This is a genomic window from Leifsonia sp. NPDC077715, assembly GCF_040686855.1.
In the GTDB taxonomy this organism is placed as follows: domain Bacteria; phylum Actinomycetota; class Actinomycetes; order Actinomycetales; family Microbacteriaceae; genus Leifsonia.
The window spans coordinates 674,483-700,096 of sequence record NZ_JBFBOG010000003.1 but is presented as its reverse complement, the minus strand read 5'-3'; the positions used below and the strand labels follow the sequence as shown (position 1 = coordinate 700,096).

Here is a 25,614-nt window from a genome sequence, read left to right as displayed (position 1 = left end):
TCAGTCCTCGAGATGGTCGCGTCCGGGCAGCCAGCTCAGCCCGGGGACGCCCCAGCTGTTCTTGCGCTGCACCTTCTGAGCGGACTTGCCGAAGGGATGCGTCAGCCGGTCCACGTAGAGCACACCGTCGAGGTGGTCGTACTCGTGCTGGAAGATGCGGGCCAGCCAGCCCTCGGCGCGGACCTCGTACTCGTTGCCCTCGAGGTCGGTCGCCTGCAGGATGGCGCGGTCGGACCGGCGGAGCGGGAAACGCTCGCCCGGGAACGACAGACAGCCCTCGGACTCCGTGTCCTCATCCAGTTCGCCGACGGCCGGCGGGCTGAGCCACAGAGTCGGGTTGATCGCGACGCCGCGGTGCCGGACGTCGTCGTCGTCGGTCCAGCCGTAGACGAACAGGCGCAGCGGCACGCCCACCTGGGGACCCGCCAGGCCGACGCCGGGAGCCTCGTCCATCGTCTCGAACATGTCGGCCACCAGGGCGCGCAGTTCGTCGTCGATCTGCTCGACGGGGCGTGCGGGGGAGTGCAGGACGGGGTCACCGGTGATCCGGATCGGGAGGACGGCCATTCGGCAAGACTATCCGGATCATTCCCGGTAGGGTCGGTCAGGTGGGTACGGAACTGATGGACGCGTTCGACCTGTCGTATCAGCCCAGCCAGCTCCTGGGCATCCCGGTCGCGCTCGTCGGTGCCGTCTTCCTCTCCGTCGGAGCCCAGCTGCAGCACCACGGCGTCGCGAAGGTCGAGGCGACCGCCGGCCATGCCGAGAGCGGCCTCAACGTGCGCCAACTGGGTCTGCTGCTCGCGCGCCCGTCCTGGGTCATCGGGACGCTGCTGCTCGGCCTCGCCATCGTCTTCCAGCTCGTCAGCCTGAAGCTGTCGCCGATCATCCTGGTCCAGCCGCTCGGCGTCGTCGGACTGGTCATCACGAGCATCCTGAACGCCCGGGTCAGCGGCGTGAAGCTGAACCATCAATCGGTGATCGCGGTGACCCTGTGCGTCAGCGGCGTCGGCGCGTTCGTGCTGCTGGCGGCGGTGTTCGCCCGGGATCTGCCGGTCACGAGCCGTGCCCTGGTCGTCATCCTCATCATCCTGGCCATCGTGCTGATCGCCTTCGGCCTGCTGTTCGCGTTCCTGCGGCACCGGTTCAAGGCGATCATGTACATCGTCGGCGCCGGCGTTCTCTACGGGTTCGTCGCCACCCTCGCGAAGGTCGCCATCGACCGCATCTCGAACCAGGAGTGGGACTGGCTCCTGGTCGCCTGCATCGTCGCCCTGCTGCTGGCCGCCGTCCTCGGCGCCTACTTTGTCCAGAACGCGTACTCGTCCGGTCCGCCGGACCTCGTGATCGCGGGTCTGACCGTGATCGACCCGCTGGTCGCGGTCACCATCGGCATCGTCGTCCTGAACGAGGCGGCGGGCGCGCCGTGGTGGGCGATGGTCGGTTTCGCGATCACCGGCGCGGTCGCGATCCTGGGGGTGTTCCAGCTCGCGAAGTACCACCCGCAGTCGGCGTCGGACGCGCCGGTCGCTGACCGCATTACAGACGTAGCCAGCGAAACCCGCCTAGACTAGGCCGTTGAATCGACCGGGCCCACCTCCCGCCCGGACAGCGAACGCCGTGCCCGTTCGCCATCCGAACACTTCGACCGTAGGGAACGAACCACGTGCCTGATACGAGCGGACCGCATCAGACCCCGCCCGCCCCGGCAGCCAAGAAGCCGCTGACCATCGTGATGGGTTGCGACACCTTCGCCCCCGACGTCAACGGAGCCGCCCGCTTCGCCGAACGCCTCGCCGCAGGCCTCGTCGAGCGCGGCCACGACGTCCACATCGTCGCTCCGGCGGCCAGCCGCAAGCACGGCACCTGGATCGAGGAGCACGAGGGCCAGAAGATGACGGCCCACCGCCTGCGCAGCTGGCGCTGGTACCCGCACGACTGGCTCCGCTTCGCCCTGCCGTGGATGAGCAAGGCCAACGCCCGCCGCGTGCTCGACGAGGTGAGGCCGGACGTCGTGCACTTCCAGTCGCACATCGTCGTCGGGCGCGGGCTCGCCTACGAGGCGCAGAAGCGCGGCATCCGGATCGTCGCCACCAACCACGTGATGCCCGAGAACATCATGGAGTTCACGGTCATCCCGAAGTTCCTCCAGAAGGCGCTCGTCGCGATCGAGTGGCGCGACGCCCGCAAGAGCTTCGACCGCGCCGAGGCCGTCACGACGCCGACCCGCAAGGCCGCGGACTTCCTCGAGAACGCCACCGGCCTGCGCGGCGTGCACGCCATCTCGTGCGGTATCGAAGCGCAGAACTACACCCCCGACTTCACCCCGCGCACGGCGAACCGCATCCTGTTCGTGGGTCGGGTCACCGGTGAGAAGCACATCGACGTGCTCCTCAACGCCATCAGACTGCTCCCGGCCGATCTGGATGCGAAGCTGCAGATCGTCGGCGGCGGCGACCAGCTCAAGAACCTCCAGACGCTCGCCGAGACGCTGGGGATCGCGGACCGCGTGGAGTTCCTGGGCTACGTGAGCGACGCGGAGCTGCGCCAGGCGTACACGCGCGCGACCGTGTTCGCGATGCCGTCGATCGCCGAGCTGCAGTCCATCGCGACGATGGAGGCGATGGCCTCGGGTCTGCCGGTGGTGGCCGCGAACGCCATGGCGCTCCCGCACCTGGTGCACGACGGCGAGAACGGGCACCTGTTCCGCCCGGGCGACGCGCAGGACCTCGCCGACAAGCTGGAGAGCGTCCTCCGCCTGCCGCAGGATGAGCTCGACGTGCTCAAGCGCGCGTCGCTGCGCATCGTCGCCGCGCACGACATCCAGACCACGATCAGCACCTTCGAGAGCCTGTATCGTGGTGAGCCGGTGGCCGACCCGGTGACGGACGCGGCCTCCAGCGTGCCCGCCCCGGAGTGACGGGGCCGGCCCGCTCGGGGCGGTAGCTCAGCTGGTCAGAGCAGGGAACTCATAATTCCTCGGTCACGGGTTCAAGTCCCGTCCGCCCTACAATCACAGTGCTGGTCAACCGACCCTCTCTACGTCTGCGTTCGACACAGGTCGGCTATCACCGGCCGCCCGGGTGTTACCGTGCGGTGGTGCGGGGGAGAGCAGTCGTCGGGGTCTCAGTGACGGTCGCCGCTATCGCGGTGGTCCTGCTGGTGGCGACCGCGGAGGTGTCGGCCCGGCCGGGGACATGCGCTGCGGCGGTGTCGGTGGGACCGCTGGTCACGGTGGACCCGTCCGCGTTCGTCCGAGCGCATCCGGGCACCGCTGTGTCTGTCTGCGCTGGCGGCGGGTGCCGGGACGTAGCGGGTGGGACCGTCGAATGGGTGGTGTTCCCGGACGCGCGGATCGTCCCGAAGCGGGTCGAGGTCACCGTGGAACTGACAGATCGTGGTGTCGCCACCGAGCGGACGCGAACCTTCCAGGTGTCCCGGGCAACCTGTGGGCAACCGGCTGTGGCGGTGGACATCACCGCTGACGGGGACCTCCGGTGACGCCCTCTGCCCGGTGTGAACCCGGCACCGCCTGAGGGACCTGGGCGATGCCGGGTTCTTTCCCCCAACCGGCCGGTCAGAGTCCCATCCCGAGTGGGCACTTGTACCGGCCGGGCGTGCAGGGCGTCGGCGGCTGACCGGGAGCGACGAGCGATTCGGCCGGGCCGACGACCCCGTGGACCTCCGCGATCTGAATCGGAGCGCCGTGGACTCTCGCGTCGGCGGTCGCGGGCACCGTGATGGTGAGCGTGAGCGCTGCGAGGACGGCGAGGGTCGCCGCGGTAGCGCGGGGTTTCGTGTTCTGGTTCATGAGCTGATGGCTTTCGAGAAGTCGGGGACGGGGATGACCGTCTCCTGGAAGACGACGAGTGTGCGGTCGGCGACACGGTCGAGGTCGATCGCTTCGGGTTGACACATGCGGTTCACCTCCACCCGCGATGGTGACGGTCCTCACCTGCGGCCGGTATGGGCAGAACTGCTAATGGGTGCCTCGGGTGGGCAGTTCTGCGAGTGGACGGGCTGCGTTGCGGAGCCTGATGCTGGGCGGCGATGGGAGGTGATCATCATGCTGTTGGGGGTAACGGCAACTGTTGTGGCGACGTGCTTCTGCCTGTCACCGGCCCCGCTGCCTGAGCGGGTGCCGGTCGCGCCGGACGTACTGACGATGACCACGATTCATGACGAGGTGCTGTCGGATGCTTTCCCGGTTCGGTGTCTGTCATCGGCGAGGGCCTGGTCGCATCTGGCTGCGGGGTGCCCAAGGATGCACGTCGACCCGTTCGTCCGTGCAGGGGCGCGGCCGCTTCTGCTGAGCCGGGTGCGGTGACGCGGTTGGCGGCCGCCGACCAATGATCAGCTGGGGATGATTCGGAGCTGGCGGGCGGCGGTGACCGCGAGGACTCTGTCGGTCACCCCGAGCTTCCGGTAGGCGTGCTCGAGGTGTTTGTGAACGGTGCTCTCGGAGATGCCGAGCCGGTAACCGATCGCCCGGGCGGTGAGCCCGGTACCGACCAGGGCCAGAGCTTGCGCTTCCCGCGGGCTCAGCGGTGAATCGGCGGGAAGGTCAGCCGTCACCGCTCAGGTGCGTTCGATCAGGCTCAGCATCCCCTGCAGGCGCTGTGCGAGGTCGAGCTCGTTGTCGGTGAAGTCGTGGAGGGTCCGGTTGAACGTCCAGCATGCCGCCATCGTCCGGCTCCATCGTTTCGTCAGGATGGTGAACTGGTATTCGGAACCGGTCGGGTGCAGGAGATCGTGATACGCCGCTGTGAGGTGCAGCTCGGTAAGACTGAGCAGGTCGCTGAGGCGTCGGGGCGCGGTCCCCTCCTGATTCGTCATGTAACTGATCACCATGGGGTGGTCGCGGACCGCCGCCAGGGCGGCGGCTGTGGCAGCGTCCGGACCGAACACCTCGGGTGGGGAGCCGGTCATTTCAACCTGACCGGTGACCGCGTTGAAGCTGTTCCAGCCGACGGACTCGCCGGGGAAAGCTGCGGACAGCGCGTCCAAAGCCGCGGCAACGTAGTCCGCGCGGGCGACGCCGGGTTGCGCGTACAGGGTGAGAGTGGCCGTCGGGTCAACGCTCATGGTGGGTTCCTCCCAGGTGCGGTGACCCGCACAGGGTACTGCCGCGGAAGGCTGACGCGGAATGCACTGTCTTCCTCATCTCGATGTAACCGTCGGATCCGACGCCACGCGAGAACGCCGGCGGCAAGGATGAGCGCCACCCCGGCGACGATGAGACCAGCTTCGACCTGCATGGGTCGTATTCACCAGACGCCGAGGAGTTTCAACCCGACCACGATCGAGACGACGGCAAGGACCGCGTAAATGATCCGCTCGAGAGGCCGCCAACGAGATGCCTGCGGGTTCGCTCGGCGACGCCTGCGCAGGACGGTGCCGAGCGCGAGCCCGCACGCGACCGCACCCACGCCGAGCACGACGAGCCACACCGTCATCGGTCGTCAACCGCCGCGCCAGGTTGCGGCGATTCCGCCTGCCGGCGGAGCTCGTCGCGTACCGTGGCGCGACCGTTGCGGATCATGCGGACGCCCTGGATAGTCCAGATGCCGCCAATGACGATGGCGGCGGTGACAACTGTGTGCCAACCGGTGAGCCCCGGGATGAGGTTGATGATGTCAGCCACGACACCGAACGCGAGTGCGGCCGCTGACACCACGAGCACCAGGACCCCGTTCCGCTGCTCCCGATGACCCTCCCGCAGCTGAGGCGTCTCCTGAACATCGGTGACCGCGGACGCATCGAAGGCGTGCCGCCCGCTGCGTGGGTCTCTCACGGGGTGTTCCGGGGCCCGGCGGCGCTTTCCGCTTCGGGGTGCATTCGGTAGAACACGTAGCTGGCCCAACTGGCGACGGCGTTCAGCACCATGATCGCGATTACCGCCGCTGCCACCACACCCACCACCGGCGTTTCCGAGGTTTGCTCACGCGGCGAGAATACTCTCGGGCTCTGGAACCACTGGGCCCAACAAGATCGCGACCGCGGACCCGGTCGCCGCGGGGAGCCGTCTGCACAGTCCAAAACCAGCCCTGAGCGTGTCGTGGGCGTCCCGTGTGCATGCACCGCGATCATGAAGCGTGGACCTCAGCGAACTTCACGCCCTCTCGACTGGGCTGGCACCCCTTCCCGATGGGCGTCGGGTTGAACTCTCCGTCGTCGAACTCGGTGAGTTGAATGTCGCATCGGGCCGTCTCGGCGCGTGCGATCCGTTCGCGTATCTGCAGGACCAGGTCGTGGTTCCTGTCCCGCCGGGCCGGTATCCGGTGTTCGTGACCGTCGCTGACGTGTCGCAGGCCCAGGACGGATCGCACATGCGGGAGGCATACCTCTCCGTGGTGCTTTCCGGGGCCGAGCCGGCCTCGGTCGAGGCGGCGCCGAAGGAATCCGGTAGGCCGGGTGACGGGCGGTTCTGGGGCGTCGGGGTTGACGCGGGTACCGTCGCGTTCGTCGACGCGGACGCGATCCCGCGATGCATGCCTGCCGACGTTACGGACTGGTATTCGGAGGTGTTCGACACCGGCGGGGCCGACGGGTGGTTCGCGCAGATGGACTCCGACACTCCATACCCGGCGGGCACCGCGAACATCGTCCTTCCGCGGGCGACCGACGGTGAGAACCTCGTGCTCTCCCACTCCGGCTGGGGCGACGGCTTCTACCCGCTCCTGCAGTCGGTCTCCGCCGAAGGAACGGTCACGGCGATCCACATCGAACTCCTCGTCGTCGGTGAACCGGAAGCCCAGGAGCCGGAACCGAAGCCGGTCTCTGCGGAAGCACCCACCCCGGAGCCGTCGAAAGGATGGCTGCGCCGGCTCTTCGGCGGACGATGACCCGAGCGGCCCCTGCGTGCCGGCGCGTTCGCGACGACTCGTCTCGCTCCTGCTTGGTCTGCCGTACCCACGGAGATACCTCGCCGGCACCAGGTTGGTCACTGAAACCCGAAAGCTGCACCACGAACTCCGCGCCGTCCGAAGGAGACACCTTCAACCAGCCGCCACCGCTGCACGACGCGAAGGACCCGTCCGCTGTCCTTTGGAAAAGGACGGCCCCAGCGGCACGATAGATGGCGAGATGCTGTCCGATCGTCGCCGTTTGGTCGATACTGCGCAGCTCCCCATCGTCGCGCGCATCCATTGCATCTATAGCCGGACCGATCGCGTCGTCTCCGTCGTTCAGCAACGTCCTCATCAGTGAGGGGCGATGCGCCCCCGCCGGAGGAGACGGGGATGATGATGGATCGGAGCAGTGCCCGCACACGGAAGCTTCGCTGGGCGATGGCCGCGGTCGCGGTGGTCGCCTGTTCCGCGCTCGGTGTCGCACTGGGGATCGGTGCACTGCCGGAGCGGTATTCGCATGCGGCGGATGTGCCGACGGTGACCTGCGCCACGGACCCCAACATCTTCAGCACCGGCTACGTGCAGAGCACACGAGCCGTCGGCGCCAACGGGGCGGTCGACGAGCGGTGGATGATCGCGGCCGGCACCGGGGGAGCAGGCTTGAATCCGGGGACAGGTCCGGCGCCGCAGGGTCCGTTGGCGCCGTCGTTGCCGGGGACCCCGACCTACGCCAGCGCATACGTGGGCAAGTCGAAGAACGAGTGGGTGAGCAGCCCGTACAGCAACGCGCAGTGGATCTCCAACCGGTACGTGTCCCCGGCGTCGGGCGGCTCGAACCAGACCGGCTCGTGGGGGAACTTCTACTATCGGTTCACCTTCACCCTCGACCCGGTGGTGGTCGCGTCCGCGTTCAGTGTGTCGATGGACTGGTACGCCGACAACACCGTGCGCGGGGTGTGGGTGAACTCGAATCTGAAGGCACAGACCCAGACGAAGCCGTACGACCGATTCGGGTTCCAGGCGGGCCAGCAGGTCAGTGCCGTCCTCACCGGTTTCGTGACCGGCAGGAACGAGATCCTGGTGCAGGTGGGGAGCACTGTCGACGCGGAAGGCTTGTTGGCACAGGCCCGCTCCACGTCGCTGTGCCCGACGGCCTCACCATTCACGCTCACCAAGACGGTGAACGTAGGACGCGTCGCCGCCGCCGACCAGTTCACCGTCTCCGCCGTGAGCTCATCCAAGCTGACGATCGCGACCGCGACCACGACGGGAACGGGTCTCAGTGCGACCGCCAACGGCTACGCCGAGCCGGGCACGTACACGATAAGCGACACGCTCGCCGCCGGGTCGACGTCCACCGCCAAGCAGTACAAGGGCGTCCTGACATGCACGAACCGCACGGACGCGTCGAAACCACCGACCATCACCGGCGCGTATCCGACGTGGAGCGTCACGATTCCGACCGGCACTCCCCAGTCCTACCTGTGCACGGTCACGAACTCATCGAAGACGTTCACGGTAGCGAAATCCGTGAATCCTGCGCCTCCGGCGATCGTGGCTGCGGGGCAGAAGGTCACCTACTCCGTCGTGGTGACCAACGCGGGTCGCACGGCGTTCACAAGTGCGGACGCGGCGACATTCACCGACAACCTCTCCGGGGTGCTGGATGATGCCACCTACAACGGAGACGTCACGGGCGGGGCCACGATCGCCGGGACGACGCTCTCCTGGTCGGGAGCGCTCGCCGTCGGCGCCAAGGCGACGATCACGTACTCGGTGACGGTCAAACAGCCCGGCGCGGGCGACGGAAATCTGGTCAACACCGTGACCGGTGGCCCGTCGTGCACGAGCCAGTGCACCGCGACCACCCAGACACCCGTGCGTTGGTACGAGGCGGTGAAGACGGCGTCGCCTGCGTCCGCCCTTCCTGGCGACACGGTGCGATACACCGTGACCGTGAAGAACCCTAGCCGCAGCGACTACCCGGCAGGCTCGCCTGCCACGTTCACCGATGACCTCTCCAAAGTGCTGGATGATGCCACGTACAACCGGGACGTGACCGGCGGCGCCACGCTGACCGGCACGGTGCTCTCCTGGTCCGGCCCGCTACGCGCGGGCGAGACCGTCACGATCACCTACTCCGTGACGGTCAACAGCCCTGTGAAGGGCGACCGCTCGATGGTCAACACCGTCGTCACATCCAGCGGCGGGGGCAACTGCGCCACCGGTTCCACCGACAAGCGATGCACCGTGACGGTCACCGTCGTTGCCGGCGACGTGGTGTGGCGGAAGGTCGATGCGACGCCGAACCACAACCTCCTGGCCGGGTCCGTGTGGAAGTTCGCACCGGCGGACGGGAGCGGCGCGGAGGCGGTGGTCGACGACTGCGTCAAGGCGCCGTGCGCGGGCCCGGACGTGGACTCTCTAAGCGGTCAACTCCGACTCTCCGGGCTGCGCCCGGGACAATACCTGTTGACTGAAACGCGTGCACCCGTCGGCTTCCAGCTCGCCACGACTCCCATCATGGTGACGATCGCCGGCGGCACCGTGGCCACACTGGACCCCGTCGTCAACGAGCAGATGCCGGCGCCCATCCTCCCCTTGACCGGGGGCGTGGGAGCGGACGCGTACACGATTGCGGGCGGCCTCGTCGCCGGGCTGGCGGCCCTGCTCGGGGCGGTGCACGTTCTGAACCGGAGGCGGCTGTCGTGAGAAGGCTGCGCGCGGTGGCGCGAGACTCCTCACGAAGCTCTGGACGACGTGGACGTCACCAGCCCGCTGACCCGGGCACACCCTTGAAAGGTCCGACGATGGCACGGGTTATCCAGCCGCCGTAGAAGCCTCCGGGCTGGGGCGTGACGACTTCGCCGTCGACCGTGCACTCGTCCATGTGCTGCGCGTAGACAGCGACGCGGTCTCGAAGCAGTTCATACCCGGGCGAGGGGTGCGGGTAGTTCCACGCGCTCGCGGGCCGTACCTCGCCTCCACCCCGCACGTCGAGATAGCGAGCGGTGCCCTTGAACTCGCAGAACGACGAGCCGTCGGCGGCGGCCAGCGCGCCGGCCGCGAAGTCCGCGATAGGCAAGTAATAGACCGGCGGATGGCTGGTCTCGAGCACCCGGACGACGTCCCGGGTCTCGACTATGAGCTGCCCGCCGAGACGGATCGTGACAGGCGCCGAGACGCGCTCGATGCGCGGCGGCCTCGGGTAGTCCCACACGGACTCCTGTCCCGGTGCTGGGAGCTCGGGACGCGGTCGGGGCACCTGTTCACTCTACGTCGGCGATGCTTCACTGGAGTATGGCCGCCTCACCGATGTTCCCGCTCGGGTCCGTGCTGTTCCCCTTCGTCCCCATCCCGCTGCGGGTGTTCGAGCCGCGGTATCTCACCATGGTCGGACGACTGCTCGACGAGGAAGAACCGGAGTTCGGCGTCGTCCTGATCGAGCGCGGATCCGAGGCCGGCGGTGGGGACCAGCGCGCGTCGATCGGCACGATGGCGCGTCTCGTCGGCGCGACCGCGCGCGCCGAGGACCTGCTCATCGTCGGCGTGGGGACCCGGCGGTTCACGGTCGAACGGTGGGTCGATGAGGACCCGTATCCCCGGGCCGAGATCTCCATGCTGCCGGACCTGGAGTGGTCCGAGGCGCTCGCCCCGCTGCGGGCCGAGGCCGAAGCGGTCATCCGCCGCGTGATCGCCCGCGTCGCCGAGTCCTACTCGGATGCTGACATCGAGCTGTCGGAGGATCCCGTCGCGGCCGTGTGGCAACTGGCGGCGGTAGCCCCACTGGGCGAGTACGACAGGTATGCCCTGCTGAGGTCGACGTCGATGGGCGGTCTGCTCCGGCAGATGATCGACCTGACCCTGGAGGCCGAGGAGCTGTGGTCCGCGGGATGAGACGGACTAGACCAGGTTCAGCTCGACCGCCCTTTGCGCAGCGAGGACACGGTCGTTGACGCCGAGCTTCCGATACGCGTGCTCGATGTGCTTCCGGACGGTTCCTTCGCTGATGCAAAGCTCGTAGGCGATTCTCGACGCCCTCCATCCCTGCGCGAGGGCCGACAGGATCGCTCGCTCTCGCCCGGTGATCGCCGTCAGGCAGCGCTGCGGAACAGCGTCCGACGTCGTGACATCGCGTATCGGCGTGTTGAACGCGTCGGGTGCGACGGGGATCTGCTCCGGCAGGGGTGTGGGGCTGAGGCAGAAGCAGGCAGCGACAGCCGCGGCGGTGAGTCTGAGCAACATGATGATCACCTCCCATCACCGGTGATGGTGAGCCGTTCTCGGTCCTTCCTGCCATCCGCACAACTGCCCATTTCGTGCTGGCGTACGCGGTCCTGCCCCTAGCGCTGACCCGCGGTTCGTGGGGCGAGAGAGCGGAAGGCCCTGATCCTTCAATCCCCTAGCTATTTCCGTGCTCCGGAGTACCGTGACCCGGCATGAACACAACCGGATGGATCATCCTGATCGTCGTCGTGGTGGTCGTCGTCATCGTGATCGCCGTCATCGCCGCGACGGTCGGCCGCAACCGCAAGCGCGAGGCCGACCGGCGCCGCGCCGAGGAGATGCGGCAGTCGGCTGCACAGACGCAGTTGGACGCGCGTGAGCGGGAGGCGAAGGCCGCCCGTGCCGCCGCGGACGCCAAGCAGGCGGAGGTCGACGCCGAGCGCCTGAAGGCGGAGTCGGCCGAACGCCAGGCGGCGGCGGAGAGGGCGCGCGCGGAGTCGGACGAGGCCCTGCGCAAGGCGGACCGTGTCGACCCCGACGTGAAGACCGACCGCCATGGCAACCGTGTGGACGACGGAACGCGCGGCGACGTCGACGAGCGCGACGCTGCGCCCGCCGCACCGGCCGGAACCGCCGCACCGGCGGGAACCGCCGCACCGGCGGGAACCGCCGCGCCTGCGGGAACCGCCGCACCTGCGGGAACCGTCCCCGCGAACGACACCGCGGCCCCCGTGGACGACACCGCGCGCCACGCGCCGCGCCACGAGGCGCCGCGGTTCGACGACGGAAGCGGCACCGCCCGCTGATCCCACCCCAGAACGCCCGCTTACCCTGACGGCGAGTCGCCGGCAGCCGGCTTGACGGCTGTCCGGCGACTCGCGCATGTGCGCGGCGATGGTCGTCAGCGCCGACGAATGAACCCCGGGTAGCATCACTCCGTCGGCCACGGCGAACGGAGGATGCGATGCCTGCCTTCGTCGTGCTTCCGTACGCGGCCGACCTGGGCGACATCCTGTCCCGCCTGTCCGACGGCGACCGCGCCCGGCTCGACGGTCTTCGCGGCGACACCGCACGCCGCCGTTTCCTCGCCGGGCGCGCCGCCCTGCTCGCGGCAGCCGCACGCGCCGGTGAGCCTGGCATCCTGATCGACGCCCGCTGCCGCGACTGCGGCCTCTCCCACGGACGACCGACCGCGCAGGGCGCCTCCCGCACCCTCCATCTTGCGCTCGCTCATGCCGGCGGAAACGCTTTCGCAGCCGCCTCGGATCGCCCCGTCGGTATCGACTCAGAGCGTGCCGACACCCCCACGGAGCGACGCGCGGCCATCGACGCCCTCGCGCCCGGCCGCGGAGACCCCCTGCGCCGATGGACCGCGATCGAGGCCGTGCTCAAGGCCGACGGACGCGGACTGCGCGTCGCGCCCGACGCCGTCCGGCTCCGCCACGGGAACGCCGCACTCGACGGCGCGCGCTACCGCCTCCGCTCCCTGCGCGCACCGGGATTCGTCGTCATGCTCGCCGAGCAGCGCTAGCCCGGGTCACCCCGACAGGGAGGGCAGCCTCGTCTCGCGCAGCCACGCGTCGAAGAACGCGTGCAGGGGCTCGTCCGAGAAGGCCCCGGCCAGCGCCTCGAAGTCGGCGCTGGTGACCGTCCCGAACCGGTGGTTCCGCGTCCACGCGTGCAGCAGCTCGAAGAAGCGCTCGTCGCCGATCCGGTTGCGCAGCGCGTGGAGGAGGCAGGCGCCGCGCTTGTAGACGCGGTCGTCGAACATGTCGTCCGGGCCGGGGTCGCCGAGGAGGAGGTCCTTCGGCGCGAGCCGGAGCCGGGCGTGGTGCGCGCGGGCGTGGGTGGCTGCCGACAGCCCTCCGGACGCCTCCGACCACAGCCACTCGGCGTAGCAGGCGAAGCCCTCGTTCAGCCAGATATCGCGCCAGGAGGCGAGGCCCACGCTGTTGCCGAACCACTGGTGGGCGAGCTCGTGGGCGATCAGCCGCTCCGAGCCGCCCCGGCCGTCGGCGTGCGCAGACCCGAACGTCGCCATCGCCTGCGACTCCAGGGGGATCTCCAGCGGATCCTCGGTCACGACGACCGTGTAGGACGGGAACGGATACGGCCCGAACCGTCGCTGGAACACCTCCAGCATCCGGCCGACCGGCTCGAAGTCGTGCAGGACCTGGCGGGCGAGGGCCGGGGGATAGGCGACCGCCCAGTCCACGCCGTCCGTGTGCCGGCGCTCCAGGGTGTACCGGCCGATCTGCACCGCTGCGAGGTAGGTGGCGGTCGGCTCGGGACGATCGAACGTCCAGGTGCCGCGCCCGCCGCTCACGCTGTGGGCGGTCGGCTCTCCCGTGGCGACCACGGTGTACGCCTGCTCGGTGGCGACCCGGATGCGGTATGCGGCCTTGTCGGACGGCCGGTCGTTGCAGGGGAACCAGGTCGGCGCGCCGGAGGGCTGCGCGGCGACGATCGCGCCGTCGGTCAGCTCCTCCCAGCCGAGCGTCCCCCATCGCGTACGCCGCGGGGCCGGAGAGCCGTCGTACGCGACCTCGACCGTGAACTCCGTTCCCGCCGGCAGCACCGCGGGGGGAGTGATCCGAAGGTGCGTCGCGTTCTGGCTGAACCGCACGCGCTTGTTCCCGTCGAAGCGGACCCGCTTCGCCTTCAGGTGCACCAGGTCGAGCACGACGGCGGCGAGGTCCACCGCGGCGCGGGCGCGGATGACGGCAGTAGCGTCGAGCCGGTTCGTCGCCACCCGGTAGTTCAGGTCCAGGTCGTAGTGAAGCACCGCATAGTCGTCGGTGCCCGAACGGGGGAGGTAGCTGTGCGGCGCGGCGTCCGTCATCCGCCGACCCGCGCCCGGTACTCGCGAACGACGACCTCGCGCCACGGACCGATCGGGTTGCCGCTCCACCGGCTGCCGGCCGGGACGGTCTCGCCGCGCATCACGAGCGACGCCGGCCCGACCGTCGCCTCCCGGCCGATGTCGGCGGCGGGCAGGATGACGCTGTGCGGGCCGAGCGTTCCGCCGCGCTCGATGGTGACCTGGTCCATGCTCATGATTCGATCATGGAACAGGTGCGTCTGCACCACGCAGCCCCGATTGACGGTGGATGCGTCGCCGAGCGTGACCAGGTCGGCCTCCGGGAGCCAGTAGCTGTCGATCCACACGCCGGAGCCGATCCGGGCGCCGAGGCTGCGCAGCCACCACACCAGTGCCGGGGTTCCTGCCGCCGCCCAGGCGAACCAGGGCGCGGCGACCATCTCGGTGAACGTGTCCGACACCTCGCTGCGCCAGATGAAGGACGACCACAGGGGGTGCTCGCCCGCGCGCAGCCGCCCGAGCAGCATCCACTTGGCCGCGGTGCTCACCGCGGCGGCGACGGCGCCGGCCAGCATGAGCACCGGCCCGCCGAGCACGATCGCCCAGCCGAGACCCCACGACGAGTGGATGGCGCCGAGCGCGATGACGACGCCGAGCCCGATGGCGCAGGTGACGAAGACCGGGATGATGCGCAGCAGCTCCCACGCGGTGCGGGCGACGCGCAGACCGAGCGACGGCTCGAAGGTGCGGGAGAGGTCCGCATCCTGAGCCTGCCGCCGCAGCCTCACCGGGGGAGAGCCGAGCCACGAGGATCCCGCCTTCGCCTTGCGCGGGGCGAACGACAGCACGGCGACGAGGCCGTCGCGCGGCACCCTGTTCCCGGCCCCCGCCATTCCGGAGTTGCCGAGGAACGCGCGCGCACCGATGTCGACGTTGGCGATCCGGACGTACCCGCCGCCCAGCTCGTACGACGCGACCAGCGTGTCGTCGGCGAGGAACGCGCCGTCGCGGATGCGCGTCATCCGGGGGAGGAGCAGCACCGTGGACGCCTCGACGTCGCGGCCGACCCGCGCTCCGAGCATCCGCAGCCAGACCGGCGTGAACAGGCTCGAGTACAGCGGGAACAGGATGGTGCGCGCGAGATCCAGCAGGCGCTCGGTCGACCAGGCCTGCCAGCCGACTCGGCTGCGGACCGCGTAGACGCCCTCGCGCATCCCGACGCCGAGCAGGCGGACGAAGACGACGACCAGCGCGGCGAGCACGACGCCGGCGGCGAGCGTCCCCGGGACCAGCCCGGCCGCAGCGCGTGCGACGACGTCGCCCCAGTTCGCGGCGCCGCGCACGAACACGGCCACCACGGCTGCGCCCACGGCCAGCGCCAGCACGGGCACGAGCGACACGACGACCGAGGCGAGCGCGTAGGCGGCGACCCAGCGGGTCCGTCGTTCGGGGCGCTCCTGCGGCCACCAGTCGTGGGCGCGGCCGACCCGGACGGCGGGGGAGCCGGACCAGTTCTGGCCCGCCGGTACGCGCCCGAACACCGCGGATCCCGGTGCGACGGTCGCGTTCCGGCCGATCTTGGTGCCGGGCATCAGCGAGCTCCGAGCGCCGACCGAGCTGCCCGCGCCGATGCGGATCTCGCCGATGCGGACGACGTCGCCGTCGATCCAGTACCCGGCCAGGTCCACCTCGGGTTCGATCGAGGCGCCCGCACCGATGCGCAGCATCCCGGTCACCGGCGGGAGCGTGTGCAAATCGACTCCGCGGTCGATCGTCGCGCCGAGCGCGCGGGCGTAGTACAGGATCCACGGGGCCCCGGCCAGACTGGCCGCGCCGACCTGATGGGCGACCTGCTCCGCCAGCCAGAGACGCAGGTGCACTCCGCCGCCACGCGGGTGGTCGCCCGCCTTCACCCCCAGCAGCAGCAGCCGGGCGGCGACGACCGAGATGGCCATCCTGCCCCACGGCGTCACGAAGACGATCAGGCCGATGACCAGCCAGACCGGGTCGACCGCGGGCAGCACGTCGAACCCGCCGAGCGGACGGAGCAGGAGCGACGCCGTCACAAGGTAGAGCAGCCACCGGATCCCGCCCAGGATGAACAGCGGGACGCCCAGCACCGTCTGCAGCGCGCGCATCCGGAACGGCGTCGGCGGCACGACGTGGGTCGAGCCCGCGGACGACGACGGCGAGCTCTCCGCGAGCGCCTGCGCCATCGCCCCGAAGCGCGGGGTCGCGTAGATGTCGGCGACCGTAATGTCGGGATGCCGCTGCCGGATGAGCGACACCAGTTGGGCCGCGGCCAACGAGCCGCCGCCCAGGTCGAAGAAGTTGTCGTCGGGGCTCGAGACGGGGAGCCCGAGGACGCTGCGCCAGTCCGCGGCGAGCGCCTGCGCCACCGGATCGTCGCTCGCGGCTCCCGCGCCGTCCGCGTCGGCGTCCTCCAGCGGCCAGGGGAGGGCCGCCTTGTCGACCTTGCCCGAGGTGCGGACCGGCAGCTCGTCGACGACCGCGAGCAGCGGTACGAGCGCCGCGGGCAGGGTCTCGCGCAGGTGCGCGAGCGACGCGGTGCGGTCGAACGCGTCCGGGTCGGGGACGGCGAGGTAGCCGACCAGGACGTCGTTGCCGGCCGCGGATCGGCGCACGGCCGCAGCGGCGCCGGAGACGCCGGGCAGCTGCTGGAGCGCCGCCTCCACCTCGCCCAGCTCGATGCGTCGGCCGCCCAGCTTCACCTGGTCGTCGGCGCGGCCCAGGTAGAACAGTCCCTCCGGGTCGAAGCGGACGAGGTCCCCGCTGCGGTAGGCGCGCTGCCAGCCGAGCGTCGGCATGGGTGCGTACTTCTCGGCGTCCTTCTCCGGGTCGAGGTAGCGGGCGAGGCCGACGCCGCCGATCACGAGCTCGCCGCCGACGCCGTCCGCGACCGGATGCCCCTCCGCATCCACGACCGCGAGATCCCAGCCGTCGAGCGGGAGGCCGATCCGTACGGGCTCCCCGGGCACCAGGGGGGCAGCGCACGCCACGACGGTCGCCTCGGTCGGGCCGTACGTGTTCCAGACCTCGCGACCCGGCAGGGCGAGGCGGGTCACCAGCTCGGGCGGGCACGCCTCACCCCCGAAGATCAGCAGGCGGACGTTGTCGAGCGCATCCACGGGCCAGAGGGCGGCGAGCGTCGGGACGGTGGAGACCACGGTGATGCGGCGGGCGGACAGCCACGGCCCCAGATCCATCCCGGTGCGCACCAGCGACCGTGGAGCGGGGACCAGGCAGGCGCCGTGGCCCCACGCCAGCCACATCTCCTCGCACGACGCGTCGAAGGCGACCGACAGCCCCGCCAGCACGCGGTCCTGGGGCCCGATCGGCTCCTCTTGGAGGAAGAGGCGCGCCTCGGCGTCCACGAACGCGGCCGCCGACCGGTGGCGGACCGCGACGCCCTTCGGCGTGCCCGTCGAGCCGGAGGTGAAGATGATCCAGGCGTCGTCCTCCGGCGTCGGCGGCTCGATGACCGGAACGGCGGCGGTGCTGGGATGCGGCGCCTCCGCGGCGAACACCGGACGCGCACCCGGCTCGCCGGCCAGCTGCAGCCCCGCATCGGTGAGGACGCCGCGCACGCCGGCCTCGCCGAAGACCAGTTCGGCGCGCTCCTCGGGGTCGTCGGCGTCCACGGGCACGTAGGCCGCACCGGCCGCCAGCACGCTCAGGATGGCCAGGTACAGGTCGCGCGACCCGGAGCTCATCCGCACGCCGACCCGGTCGCCGCGCCGGATGCCGTTCTCCCGCAGCATCGCGGCGCCCGCCTGGACGCGGGCGAGCAATTCGCGGTAGCTCAGCGCTCCCGCGGCGTCCTCGAGCGCGGAGGCGTCCGGGAAGCGACGGGCGGACTCGGTGAGGATGTCGATCAGCGTGCGCGGCGGCGGCGCCTGATCGCCGCGCAGCATCAGGCCGGGCGTCGGCGACGCGGCCGGAACGTCGGCCGGTCGGGCGGTTCGGGTGGTGCGAGCGGGGCTGTCGGGCACGGCGGCACGCTACGGGCGGCGGGTTAAGCGTCGGTGAACGACGGCGTCCGGATGCGCTCGGGGCTGCGCCGTCATCCCTCGCCGAGCGCGTGCAGCAGCTGCGCCTTGTTCATGCGGGAGTAGCCCTGGATGCCTCGGGCCTTCGCGCGGTCGCGGAGCTCGCGGAACGTCGGGATGCCGGTGTGGGATGCGGGTACGGCCACGTGCTCGGCCACGGACTTCGCGGACGCTCGGGCGTCATCGGCCGTCTTCTTGGCGCGGCGGACGGCCTTCTTGGCGTCCTTGGCGGCCGCCTCCAGCCGGTCCCGCAGGTCCTCGGCGTCGCGCTTGGTCTTCTTGTCGAGCTTGTGGACGGCCTTCTCGGCCTCCCCGACCGCGACCCGCGCGGTGTCCAGCGCCTTCTCGGCGGCCTTCTCGGCCTTGCTCTTCGCCACGGCCCCTCCCTCGGGTCTCGCCTGTGGGGCTGAGCATACGGGCGTGGAAGGCTGCGGGGACTAGGGCATTTCGGCGTCGCGCTCGCGTCGCGCGAGCAGCGCATCCAGAATGGGCCGCTGCGCTTTCGTCAGCTTGGTGCGTGCGACGTCGATCGGGAACCAGCGTGCGTCGTCCACCTCCGGGAACTCCTGCCGACGCCCCGAGCGCGGAGGCCATTCCAGCTCGAAGGTGTTGCTGCGCACCTCGCCGGGCTCGAACTCGCTCTCGGCGGCGAACACGACGATCGTCTTGCCCGACCCGCGGAACTCGCCCAGCGGGATGTAGTCGGCATCCGGCGGCGGCGTGCCGATCTCCTCCGCGAACTCCCGCCGGGCCGCCGACAGCTCGTCCCCGAGGTCGCCCTCCTCGACGATCCCCTTCGGGAACGACCAGGCCCCATCGTCCTTCCGCGCCCAGAACGGCCCACCCATGTGCGCGATGTACACCTCGACGTCGGTGCGGCGGCGGTGGAGGAGGATGGCGGCGCTGCGGACGGTCATGCGACCAGCCTCCCACCGCATCGGCGGTCCCGCGCGACTAACGTGGGAACGTGGACTCGGGTGACGCGTGGGTGGAAGGGCCGGACGGCCAGCGGTTCTGGGGCCGGTTCGGCGCGGCCGGGCTGCTCGTGCACGACCTGCGGCGCGGGGTGCTGCTGCAGCACCGGGCCGATTGGAGCCACTTCGGCGGCACGTGGGGGCTGCCCGGGGGCGCGCGTCACGCGGACGAGACCGCGGTGGAGGGGGCGCTGCGGGAGGCCGCGGAGGAGGCCGCCGTGCCCGCCGACGCCGTTCGCGTCCTGTTCGAGAGCGTGCTCGATCTCGGTTTCTGGTCGTACACCACCGTCGTCGCCCAGGCCGTGCGCGCGTTCGAGCCGCACATGGCGGATGTGGAGAGCATCGAGCTGCGCTGGGTGCCCGTCGACGAGGTCGTCGGCCTTCCCCTGCATCCCGGTTTCGCGGCGTCCTGGCCGTCCCTCCGGGCGCGCCTCACCGCCCTCTCGGACTGAGCGAGGCGCGTCAGGACGCGAGTCGCGGCCAGAGGAACGTGCCGGCGACGTCGTCGCAGCCGTCCGGGAGGCCCGTGTACGACGCGGCCCCGGGATACGGCGCGGCGCCGGGGTAGGCGGGCGCGCCGGGATAGCCGGGGGAGCCTCGGTAGGAGTGCGAGCTCTGGGCGAACAGCCGGTCGCCGCGGATCGTGCCCAGGTACTCCCCGTCGGGCGTGACGGCATCGTCATCGCCCCAGGGGAACCAGCCGATCCAGTCGCCATCCGGATTGAACAGGTCCCGGGACCTCGGGTCGGTCCGGAACGCTATCCACACACCCTGACTGTCATGCAGGTATACGGTCATCGTCGATCATGCCTTTCGGGTCGGCATCGTCGTTGGATGAATTATCCTCACGGGCCGACCCGGTTGGCAAGCGACGCGCCGGTGTCGGCGGCGGGCCGGAGAATGGATGCGTGCACATCCTCCTCGAACGCGCCGCGCCCGGGCGGGTGCTCGTCACGCGTCTCACTCGCGCGGCGGCCGAGGAGTCGGTGGCAGGGGAGCAGCCGGAGCTCGTCGGCGACGCCGCGGTTCCCGCGTTCGTCGCCGCCGAGGAGCGCGGAGCCGACCGTCCGCGGTGGGTCTGGGACGACACCCGCGCCTGGTATCCGCCCCTACTGGCCGCCGGAGTGCGCGTCGAGCGCTGCGTCGACCTGCGGCTGTGCCACACCATCCTGCGCAACTCCACGCTGACCGCCGGAACCCCGCTGGCCACCGCGGATCCGGGCCCCTGGGATGCGATGGCCGACCCGGTCGAAACCACGGTTCCCGCCCACACCGCGCTGTTCGACTTCGAGGAGCCCGAACCGTCCCGGGCCGTGCCAGCCCGCTCCGTCCGCGCCGAGTTCGAGGCGCAGGAGGACGCGGTGGCCCGCAGCGCCGACCCGCGCCGGCTGCGCCTGCTGCTGGCGGCCGAGTCCGCCGGCGCCCTGATCGGCGTCGAGCTGCAGCATGCCGGGCTCCCGTACAGCGCCGCGCGCCACGACGAGCTGCTGTCCGGCCTGCTCGGGCCGCGCCCGTCCTACGGCCGCCCTGTGGTGCTCGAAGAGCTGGTCCGCGAGCTCCGGGCCCAGCTGGATGCGCCCGACCTCAACCCGGACAGCCCGCCCGACCTGCTCAAGGCGTTGCACCGCGCCGGGATCATGGCAACCTCCACGCGGTCCTGGGAGCTGAAGCGCCTGGAGCATCCCGTCATCGAGCCGCTGCTCCGGTACAAGAAGCTCTCGCGGCTGCTGACGGCCAACGGATGGACGTGGCTCGACGCCTGGGTGCGCGACGGCCGGTTCCGGCCCGACTACGTCCCCGGCGGGGTGGTGACCGGCCGCTGGGCCACGCGCGGCGGCGGGGCGCTGCAGCTGCCGAAACAGGTGCGCGCGGCGGTCGTCGCCGATCCCGGGTGGAAGCTCGTGGTGGCCGATGCGGCCCAACTCGAGCCGCGCGTCCTCACCGGGCTCTCCGCCGACCAGGCCATGGCGGCGGCGGGACGCGGCAAGGACCTGTACGAGGGGATCGTCGCCTCCGGCGCTGTGGAGGAGCGGGCGCACGCCAAGGTCGCCATGCTCGGCGCGATGTACGGCGCGACGTCGGGGGAGAGCGGGCGGCTGATGCCGCGCCTGCAGCGGGCGTTCCCGCGCGCCGTCCGGCTGGTCGAGGACGCGGCGCGCGCGGGGGAGCGCGGCGAGAAGGTGACATCGCGGCTCGGACGCTCCTCTCCGCTCCCGGGCCGGCAGTGGGCGGTCGCGCAGTCGGCCGCCTTCGGCGCCGAGTCGACCTCGGCCGACGAGCGCCGGGCCCGTACGCTCGCCCGTGACTGGGGCCGCTTCACCCGCAACTTCGTGGTGCAGGCGAGCGCCGCCGAGTGGGCGCTGTGCTGGATGGCCGAGTTGCGCAACCGGCTGACCGCCCTGGCCCCGGAGGCGCCGCTGACGGAGTCGCCCCACCTCGTGTACTTCCTGCACGACGAGGTCATCGTCCACACGCCGGCCGAACTCGCCGACGACGTCGCCGACGCCGTGCGCGCGTCGGCCGCGCAGGCCGGGCGGCTGCTGTTCGGCGGCTTCCCGGTCGAGTTCCCGGTCACCGCCGCGATCGTCGACGACTACGGACAGGCCAAATGACGGACCGCCAGGAATGCCCGAGTGTCGGAGTTGGTTACGACCTACGACCTGACCGAGGATGGACACCATGACCGACACCGTGCAGACCGACCCGAACGCCGTCCTGGCCCGCTACCGCGCGCGCCGCGAGCAGGCGGTCACCGCACCGCAGGGCAACCTCGCCCTCGTGAACACCCAGTGGATCACCGGCGACCCGGAGTCGGAGCAGCCGGTATGGGGCGTCCCGGGACTCTGGTCGCCGCTGCCTACGGGCCAGTCGGGTCTCAAGGTCACCGCGCAGGCGACGGACAACATCTTCGTCGACGACGTGCTCGTCGACGGCTCCGCGATCGTCCGCGGCAAGGACGACCCCAACCCGTCCGCGATCCGCTTCAGCGACACGCAGACCGGGTTCGTCATCGCCAGCGAGGCCGGCGACTACGCGCTGCGGGTGTGGGACGCGAACTCCGAGGACATCCAGAACTTCGGCTCCATCGACGCCTTCGCGTTCAACCCGGACTGGATCATTCAGGCGGCGTTCACCCCGATCGAGGGCGGCAAGACCATCGGCTTCGAGCATCTGAAGGACGACGGCGCGACCCGCGACATGGTCATCCCGGGCGAGATCACCTTCACCAAGGACGGCGTCGACTACAACCTCGCCGCGTTCAAGGCCGGCCGCGCGCTGCAGCTGGTCTTCGCGGACACCACGAACGGCGACAGCACGTACTCGGTCGGGCGCTTCCTGTTCGTCGTCCCGAACGAGGACGGCACGGTCACCCTCGACTTCAACCTCGCCGTGCTGCCGCCGTGCGCCTTCAGCTACAACTTCAACTGCCCGCTGCCGCCGGCGCAGAACCGCTTCGCGGTGCCGATCGAGGCGGGCGAGAAGAACGTCCTGAACAAGCAGGGCGAGCTGCTGCACTGACCATCCCGGGTCGCGCGAAACGGAGGACTCGGTCCGCCCGCCGGACTGGATCCCCTCCGTTTCGCATCTGAGGGCGGCGTGTCGCACGCAACATCCTCCCTTTCGCACGGCCGTCGTGGAGCGGTGGCGGCCACGACGTCGCAGACGCGCTAGTCCGCGGCGGCCGCCTCGACGTCGGCGTCCCGCGCCGGACGGCGGCCGCGCCGTGGCCGCTCGGGCGAACGGGGCTGCACCAGCGCGCCGGGATGCGCCGCGAGCATCGCGGTGACCTCGTCCAACCACTCGATGGCCGCTTTCGCGCCTAATTCGGCCGCGCGGTTCGCGGCGAGCAGCGCCCGTGAGTCGGCCTCGTGGGAGAGATACCGGATGCGCTCGGCGTACGCGGCGCGGTAACCGTCCACGATGCGCAGCGCGTCCACCCCGTCGAGCGACGCGGCGATGAGAACCTGGTCCTGCATCTCGTCCCAATCCGGACGCCCGTCCGCCGGACCGGCCCCCAGCCATGCCTCGGCCGCCTCGCGGCCCGCGTCGGTCAGCTCGTACAGGGGGAGGCCGTCCTCCGTCGCCCCCGCCGACCCGACCAGACCCTGGTCCGTCATGCGGTCGAGCGTCGAGTAGACCTGCCCGGGATTGAGCTGGCGCCGGTGCGCCGCCCGGCAAAGGAACTCGCTCTGGAGCTGCGAGCCGTAGGCGGGGCCCTGCGTCAGCAGCGCCAGGAAACCGTTCTGCACCGACATACTCGGTATGCTATTCCGCTCCGGCATTCGCCAGGCGACCGAATCGCCGAATCACAATCTTGTAACTCCCCGCGGTTCTCAGGCATAATCGTGGCAACGCGCGTGAGCGCGTCCAATTTCATACGCCGAAGCACTCCATCCCGTTCCTGGTCGTAGGGGAAGACGCACCAACGAACGGAGGAGAATCATGTCGGCACACGCAGCTCGAGGGGTGCTCTACGTGCACTCCTCTCCCAGCGCGCTCTGCCCCCACATCGAGTGGGCGGCGGGTCGTGCCCTGGGTCGCGCGGTCAACTTCACCTGGGAGACGCAGCCCGTGCTGAAGGGCGCCCAGCGGACCGAGTTCTTCTGGGACGGCCCCGCGGGCACCGGTGCGCGTCTGGCTTCGGCGCTCCGCGGGTGGGAGCACCTGCGCTATGAGGTCACCGAGGACGCCGGGCACGGCACCGACGGCGGCCGGTGGATGCACACGCCCGATCTCGGCATCTTCTTCGCCCAGGTCGACACGGCCGGCAACATGGTGGTGCCGGAGGACCGCATCCGTTACGCCATGGAGATCGCCGGCGCCAACGCCCTCGAGCTGCACCGCGAGCTGCGGCTCGCCCTCGGTCAGGCGTGGGACGACGAGTTGGAGCCGTTCCGGCACGCGCACGACGACACCTCGGTCATCTGGCTGCACAACGTCGGCTGACGCGCACACCTCCCGCGGCGGGCCCGGCTCCGGCCGCCCGCGCGCGGTGACACGCAGAAGGCCCCGGTCGCGTGACCGGGGCCTTCTGCTGTGCGGTGCGGATCAGTAGCTGCGGAACGCGGCGACGGCGTTGTGGCCGCCGAAGCCGAACGAGTTGCTGATTGCCAGCTGCGCGCCGTCGCCGAGCGGCTGCGGCTCGCCCTTCACCTGCAGCGGGATGGCCGGGTCCATCTCGGTGATGTTGATCGTGGGCGGCGCCTGGCGGTCGCGGATCGCGAAGATCGTGAACACCGCCTCCAGCGCGCCGGTGCCGCCGAGCAGGTGGCCGGTGGACGCCTTCGTGGCCGACACCGGGATGCCGTGCACCCGGTCTCCGAACACCTCGCGCAGGGCGACGTACTCGGACGGGTCGCCGACCGGAGTGCTCGTCGCGTGCGCGTTGATGTGGGTGACGTCGTCGGGTGTCGCACCCGCCTGGCGCAACGCCAGGTGGACGGCGCGGCTGGCTCCGCGGCCCTCGGGGTCGTTCGCGGTGATGTGGTACGAGTCGGCGGTCACGCCGCCGCCGGCGAGCTCCGCGTAGATGCGGGCGCCGCGGGCGAGCGCGTGCTCCTCGGTCTCGAGCACGAGGCTGGCCGCGCCTTCGCCCATGACGAAGCCGTCACGGTCCACGCTGTACGGCCGGGAGGCGTGCGCCGGGTCGTCGTTGCGGCGCGACAGGGCCTGCATCGACGAGAACGACGCGACGGTGATGGGGTGGATGGCCGACTCGGTGCCGCCCGCGATGACCACGTCGGCGAGACCCGCCTGCAGGTGCTCGTAGGCGTTGACAAGGGACTCGGTGCTCGAGGCGCACGCGGAGGCGACGGTGCGGGCGAACGCACGTGCCTCGAAGTGCATGGAGACGGCCGCGGAGGCCGCGTTCGGCATGAGCATCGGCACGGTCATCGGCAGCACGCGACGCGCGCCGCGGTCGCGGAGGGTGTCCCAGGCGTCGAGCAGCGTCCAGACGCCGCCGATGCCGGTGGCGTAGTCCACGCCCAGACGTTCGGGCGCGACGTCGGGACGGCCGGCGTCCTCCCACGCCTCCATGGCGGAGATCAGGGCGAACTGGCTGGAGGGGTCGAGGCGCTTGGCGACGGGACGCTCCAGCACCTCTTCCGGGCGCACCTTGGCCTCGGCGGCGAAGGTGACGGGGAGCTCGTACTGGGCGACCCAGTCGTGCTCGAGGGTGCGGGCTCCGGACTCGCCGGCGAGCAGCGCGGCCCAGCTCTCAGGGGCGGTGCCACCGAGCGGCGACGATGCGCCCACGCCGGTGACGACGATCTTCTTGGTCATAACGGCAACTCTCTGTGAGTGGAGTCGCGGGAGTCAGAGCGCTCCCGCACGCGCGGGCGGCGACTCGGGGGAGCGCCGCCCGCGCGGAGAAATCAGGCCTGAGCCTTAGGCGTCCTGCGCCTTGACGATGAACTCGACCGCGTCTCCGACGGTCTTGAGGTTCTTGACCTCCTCGTCGGGGATCTTGACGTCGAACTTGTCCTCGGCGTTGACCACGATGGTCATCATCGAGATCGAGTCGATGTCGAGGTCGTCCGTGAACGACTTGTCCAGCTCAACCGTGTCGGTCGCGATGCCGGTCTCGTCGTTGATGAGCTCGGCCAGGCCGGCAAGAACTTCTTCGGTGGACAATGCCATGGTTTTCTCTCCTTGAGGGGGTGTCGTTG

Annotated in this window: 28 protein-coding genes and 1 tRNA gene; 13 read left to right on the top strand and 16 right to left on the bottom strand. The window is 70.5% G+C overall.

What is annotated here, in order from left to right; all coding sequences use genetic code 11:
* Positions 1–567: a peptide deformylase gene (gene def / locus AB0P25_RS17235; protein ID WP_363808987.1), complete on the bottom strand. Its 567-nt coding sequence runs from the start codon at positions 565–567 to the stop codon at positions 1–3.
* A gap of 41 nt (positions 568–608) precedes the next feature.
* Here def and AB0P25_RS17230 point away from each other — a divergent pair, with 41 nt between their 5' ends.
* The 4 genes from AB0P25_RS17230 to AB0P25_RS17215 all read left to right on the top strand — a co-directional run bounded on the left by AB0P25_RS17230 (position 609) and on the right by AB0P25_RS17215 (position 3,501).
* The gene (locus AB0P25_RS17230) at positions 609–1,574 is read left to right on the top strand and encodes a multidrug DMT transporter permease (protein ID WP_363808985.1); all 966 of its coding nucleotides are present in this window, start codon (positions 609–611) and stop codon (positions 1,572–1,574) included.
* Positions 1,575–1,666: 92 nt separating this feature from the next.
* Positions 1,667–2,920, top strand: coding sequence for a glycosyltransferase (locus tag AB0P25_RS17225; RefSeq protein ID WP_363808984.1), 1,254 nt, complete (start codon positions 1,667–1,669; stop codon positions 2,918–2,920).
* Positions 2,921–2,936: 16 nt separating this feature from the next.
* A tRNA-Ile gene (locus AB0P25_RS17220) sits at positions 2,937–3,010 on the top strand.
* Positions 3,011–3,129: 119 nt separating this feature from the next.
* Complete coding sequence (locus AB0P25_RS17215; RefSeq protein WP_363808982.1) at positions 3,130–3,501, top strand: hypothetical protein; 372 nt, start codon at positions 3,130–3,132, stop codon at positions 3,499–3,501.
* A gap of 76 nt (positions 3,502–3,577) precedes the next feature.
* Here AB0P25_RS17215 and AB0P25_RS17210 read toward each other — a convergent pair whose 3' ends face one another.
* The 5 genes from AB0P25_RS17210 to AB0P25_RS17190 form a co-directional block, all read right to left on the bottom strand.
* Positions 3,578–3,811, bottom strand: a complete 234-nt coding sequence (locus tag AB0P25_RS17210; RefSeq protein WP_363808981.1) for a hypothetical protein — start codon at positions 3,809–3,811, stop codon at positions 3,578–3,580.
* 542 nt (positions 3,812–4,353) lie between these two features.
* A complete protein-coding gene (locus tag AB0P25_RS17205; RefSeq protein WP_363808980.1) occupies positions 4,354–4,575 on the bottom strand; it encodes a LuxR C-terminal-related transcriptional regulator in 222 nt (73 codons plus the stop codon).
* 3 nt (positions 4,576–4,578) lie between these two features.
* On the bottom strand, positions 4,579–5,085 hold the full coding sequence (locus AB0P25_RS17200) for a hypothetical protein (protein ID WP_363808979.1): 507 nt from the start codon (positions 5,083–5,085) through the stop codon (positions 4,579–4,581).
* Between the two features lie 182 nt (positions 5,086–5,267).
* Positions 5,268–5,456, bottom strand: a complete 189-nt coding sequence (locus AB0P25_RS17195) for a hypothetical protein (RefSeq protein WP_363808978.1) — start codon at positions 5,454–5,456, stop codon at positions 5,268–5,270.
* Positions 5,453–5,644, bottom strand: a complete 192-nt coding sequence (locus AB0P25_RS17190; protein ID WP_363808977.1) for a hypothetical protein — start codon at positions 5,642–5,644, stop codon at positions 5,453–5,455. Before AB0P25_RS17190 ends, AB0P25_RS17195 begins: the two co-directional genes overlap by 4 nt.
* Before the next feature lie 451 nt (positions 5,645–6,095).
* On the opposite strand from AB0P25_RS17190, the gene AB0P25_RS17185 reads away from it, so the two are divergent.
* Together AB0P25_RS17185 and AB0P25_RS17180 are read left to right on the top strand one after the other, a co-directional pair.
* A complete protein-coding gene (locus AB0P25_RS17185; protein WP_363808976.1) occupies positions 6,096–6,845 on the top strand; it encodes a DUF4241 domain-containing protein in 750 nt (249 codons plus the stop codon).
* 396 nt (positions 6,846–7,241) lie between these two features.
* The gene (locus AB0P25_RS17180) at positions 7,242–9,563 is read left to right on the top strand and encodes a SpaA isopeptide-forming pilin-related protein (protein WP_363808974.1); all 2,322 of its coding nucleotides are present in this window, start codon (positions 7,242–7,244) and stop codon (positions 9,561–9,563) included.
* A 55-nt stretch (positions 9,564–9,618) separates the two neighbouring features.
* Here the strand turns inward: AB0P25_RS17180 and AB0P25_RS17175 are convergent, their stop codons facing one another.
* Complete coding sequence (locus AB0P25_RS17175; protein ID WP_363808972.1) at positions 9,619–10,071, bottom strand: DUF427 domain-containing protein; 453 nt, start codon at positions 10,069–10,071, stop codon at positions 9,619–9,621.
* An 80-nt stretch (positions 10,072–10,151) separates the two neighbouring features.
* On the opposite strand from AB0P25_RS17175, the gene AB0P25_RS17170 reads away from it, so the two are divergent.
* The gene (locus AB0P25_RS17170; protein ID WP_363808971.1) at positions 10,152–10,748 is read left to right on the top strand and encodes an LON peptidase substrate-binding domain-containing protein; all 597 of its coding nucleotides are present in this window, start codon (positions 10,152–10,154) and stop codon (positions 10,746–10,748) included.
* A 6-nt stretch (positions 10,749–10,754) separates the two neighbouring features.
* On the opposite strand, the gene AB0P25_RS17165 is transcribed toward AB0P25_RS17170, so the two are convergent.
* Positions 10,755–11,096 (bottom strand): LuxR C-terminal-related transcriptional regulator, encoded by a 342-nt coding sequence (locus AB0P25_RS17165; protein ID WP_363808970.1) that lies wholly within the window; start codon positions 11,094–11,096, stop codon positions 10,755–10,757.
* A 194-nt stretch (positions 11,097–11,290) separates the two neighbouring features.
* Between AB0P25_RS17165 and AB0P25_RS17160 the strand changes: the two genes are divergently transcribed.
* Together AB0P25_RS17160 and AB0P25_RS17155 are read left to right on the top strand one after the other, a co-directional pair.
* A complete protein-coding gene (locus AB0P25_RS17160) occupies positions 11,291–11,884 on the top strand; it encodes a hypothetical protein (RefSeq protein WP_363808969.1) in 594 nt (197 codons plus the stop codon).
* 158 nt (positions 11,885–12,042) lie between these two features.
* Positions 12,043–12,609, top strand: coding sequence for a 4'-phosphopantetheinyl transferase superfamily protein (locus tag AB0P25_RS17155; protein ID WP_363808968.1), 567 nt, complete (start codon positions 12,043–12,045; stop codon positions 12,607–12,609).
* Positions 12,610–12,615: 6 nt separating this feature from the next.
* Here the strand turns inward: AB0P25_RS17155 and AB0P25_RS17150 are convergent, their stop codons facing one another.
* From AB0P25_RS17150 to AB0P25_RS17135, 4 genes are all read right to left on the bottom strand, one after another.
* Positions 12,616–13,920 (bottom strand): M1 family metallopeptidase, encoded by a 1,305-nt coding sequence (locus tag AB0P25_RS17150; RefSeq protein WP_363808967.1) that lies wholly within the window; start codon positions 13,918–13,920, stop codon positions 12,616–12,618.
* Positions 13,917–17,834 carry a Pls/PosA family non-ribosomal peptide synthetase gene (locus AB0P25_RS17145; protein WP_363809340.1) on the bottom strand — a complete coding sequence of 1,306 codons (3,918 nt, stop codon included), beginning with the start codon at positions 17,832–17,834 and terminating at the stop codon, positions 13,917–13,919. The genes AB0P25_RS17150 and AB0P25_RS17145 overlap by 4 nt, the downstream gene beginning before the upstream one ends.
* 149 nt (positions 17,835–17,983) lie before the next feature.
* Positions 17,984–18,346, bottom strand: coding sequence for a hypothetical protein (locus tag AB0P25_RS17140; RefSeq protein WP_363808966.1), 363 nt, complete (start codon positions 18,344–18,346; stop codon positions 17,984–17,986).
* Between the two features lie 60 nt (positions 18,347–18,406).
* The gene (locus AB0P25_RS17135) at positions 18,407–18,886 is read right to left on the bottom strand and encodes an NUDIX domain-containing protein (protein ID WP_363808965.1); all 480 of its coding nucleotides are present in this window, start codon (positions 18,884–18,886) and stop codon (positions 18,407–18,409) included.
* Between the two features lie 50 nt (positions 18,887–18,936).
* On the opposite strand from AB0P25_RS17135, the gene AB0P25_RS17130 reads away from it, so the two are divergent.
* On the top strand, positions 18,937–19,395 hold the full coding sequence (locus AB0P25_RS17130) for an NUDIX domain-containing protein (RefSeq protein ID WP_363808964.1): 459 nt from the start codon (positions 18,937–18,939) through the stop codon (positions 19,393–19,395).
* 10 nt (positions 19,396–19,405) lie between these two features.
* Here the strand turns inward: AB0P25_RS17130 and AB0P25_RS17125 are convergent, their stop codons facing one another.
* Positions 19,406–19,741 (bottom strand): hypothetical protein, encoded by a 336-nt coding sequence (locus tag AB0P25_RS17125; protein ID WP_363808963.1) that lies wholly within the window; start codon positions 19,739–19,741, stop codon positions 19,406–19,408.
* A gap of 110 nt (positions 19,742–19,851) precedes the next feature.
* Between AB0P25_RS17125 and AB0P25_RS17120 the strand changes: the two genes are divergently transcribed.
* Positions 19,852–21,555 carry a bifunctional 3'-5' exonuclease/DNA polymerase gene (locus AB0P25_RS17120; RefSeq protein WP_363808962.1) on the top strand — a complete coding sequence of 568 codons (1,704 nt, stop codon included), beginning with the start codon at positions 19,852–19,854 and terminating at the stop codon, positions 21,553–21,555.
* 67 nt (positions 21,556–21,622) lie between these two features.
* On the top strand, positions 21,623–22,462 hold the full coding sequence (locus AB0P25_RS17115) for a DUF1684 domain-containing protein (protein ID WP_363808961.1): 840 nt from the start codon (positions 21,623–21,625) through the stop codon (positions 22,460–22,462).
* A gap of 149 nt (positions 22,463–22,611) precedes the next feature.
* Here the strand turns inward: AB0P25_RS17115 and AB0P25_RS17110 are convergent, their stop codons facing one another.
* Complete coding sequence (locus AB0P25_RS17110) at positions 22,612–23,199, bottom strand: PadR family transcriptional regulator (protein WP_363808960.1); 588 nt, start codon at positions 23,197–23,199, stop codon at positions 22,612–22,614.
* 187 nt (positions 23,200–23,386) lie between these two features.
* On the opposite strand from AB0P25_RS17110, the gene AB0P25_RS17105 reads away from it, so the two are divergent.
* Entirely contained in the window at positions 23,387–23,890 is a 504-nt protein-coding gene (locus tag AB0P25_RS17105) for a DUF3145 domain-containing protein (protein WP_064108971.1), read from the top strand.
* 102 nt (positions 23,891–23,992) lie between these two features.
* On the opposite strand, the gene AB0P25_RS17100 is transcribed toward AB0P25_RS17105, so the two are convergent.
* Together AB0P25_RS17100 and AB0P25_RS17095 are read right to left on the bottom strand one after the other, a co-directional pair.
* Positions 23,993–25,228 carry a beta-ketoacyl-[acyl-carrier-protein] synthase family protein gene (locus AB0P25_RS17100; RefSeq protein WP_363808959.1) on the bottom strand — a complete coding sequence of 412 codons (1,236 nt, stop codon included), beginning with the start codon at positions 25,226–25,228 and terminating at the stop codon, positions 23,993–23,995.
* 105 nt (positions 25,229–25,333) lie between these two features.
* On the bottom strand, positions 25,334–25,585 hold the full coding sequence (locus AB0P25_RS17095) for an acyl carrier protein (RefSeq protein WP_021765217.1): 252 nt from the start codon (positions 25,583–25,585) through the stop codon (positions 25,334–25,336).
* Positions 25,586–25,614: the final 29 nt, after the last annotated feature.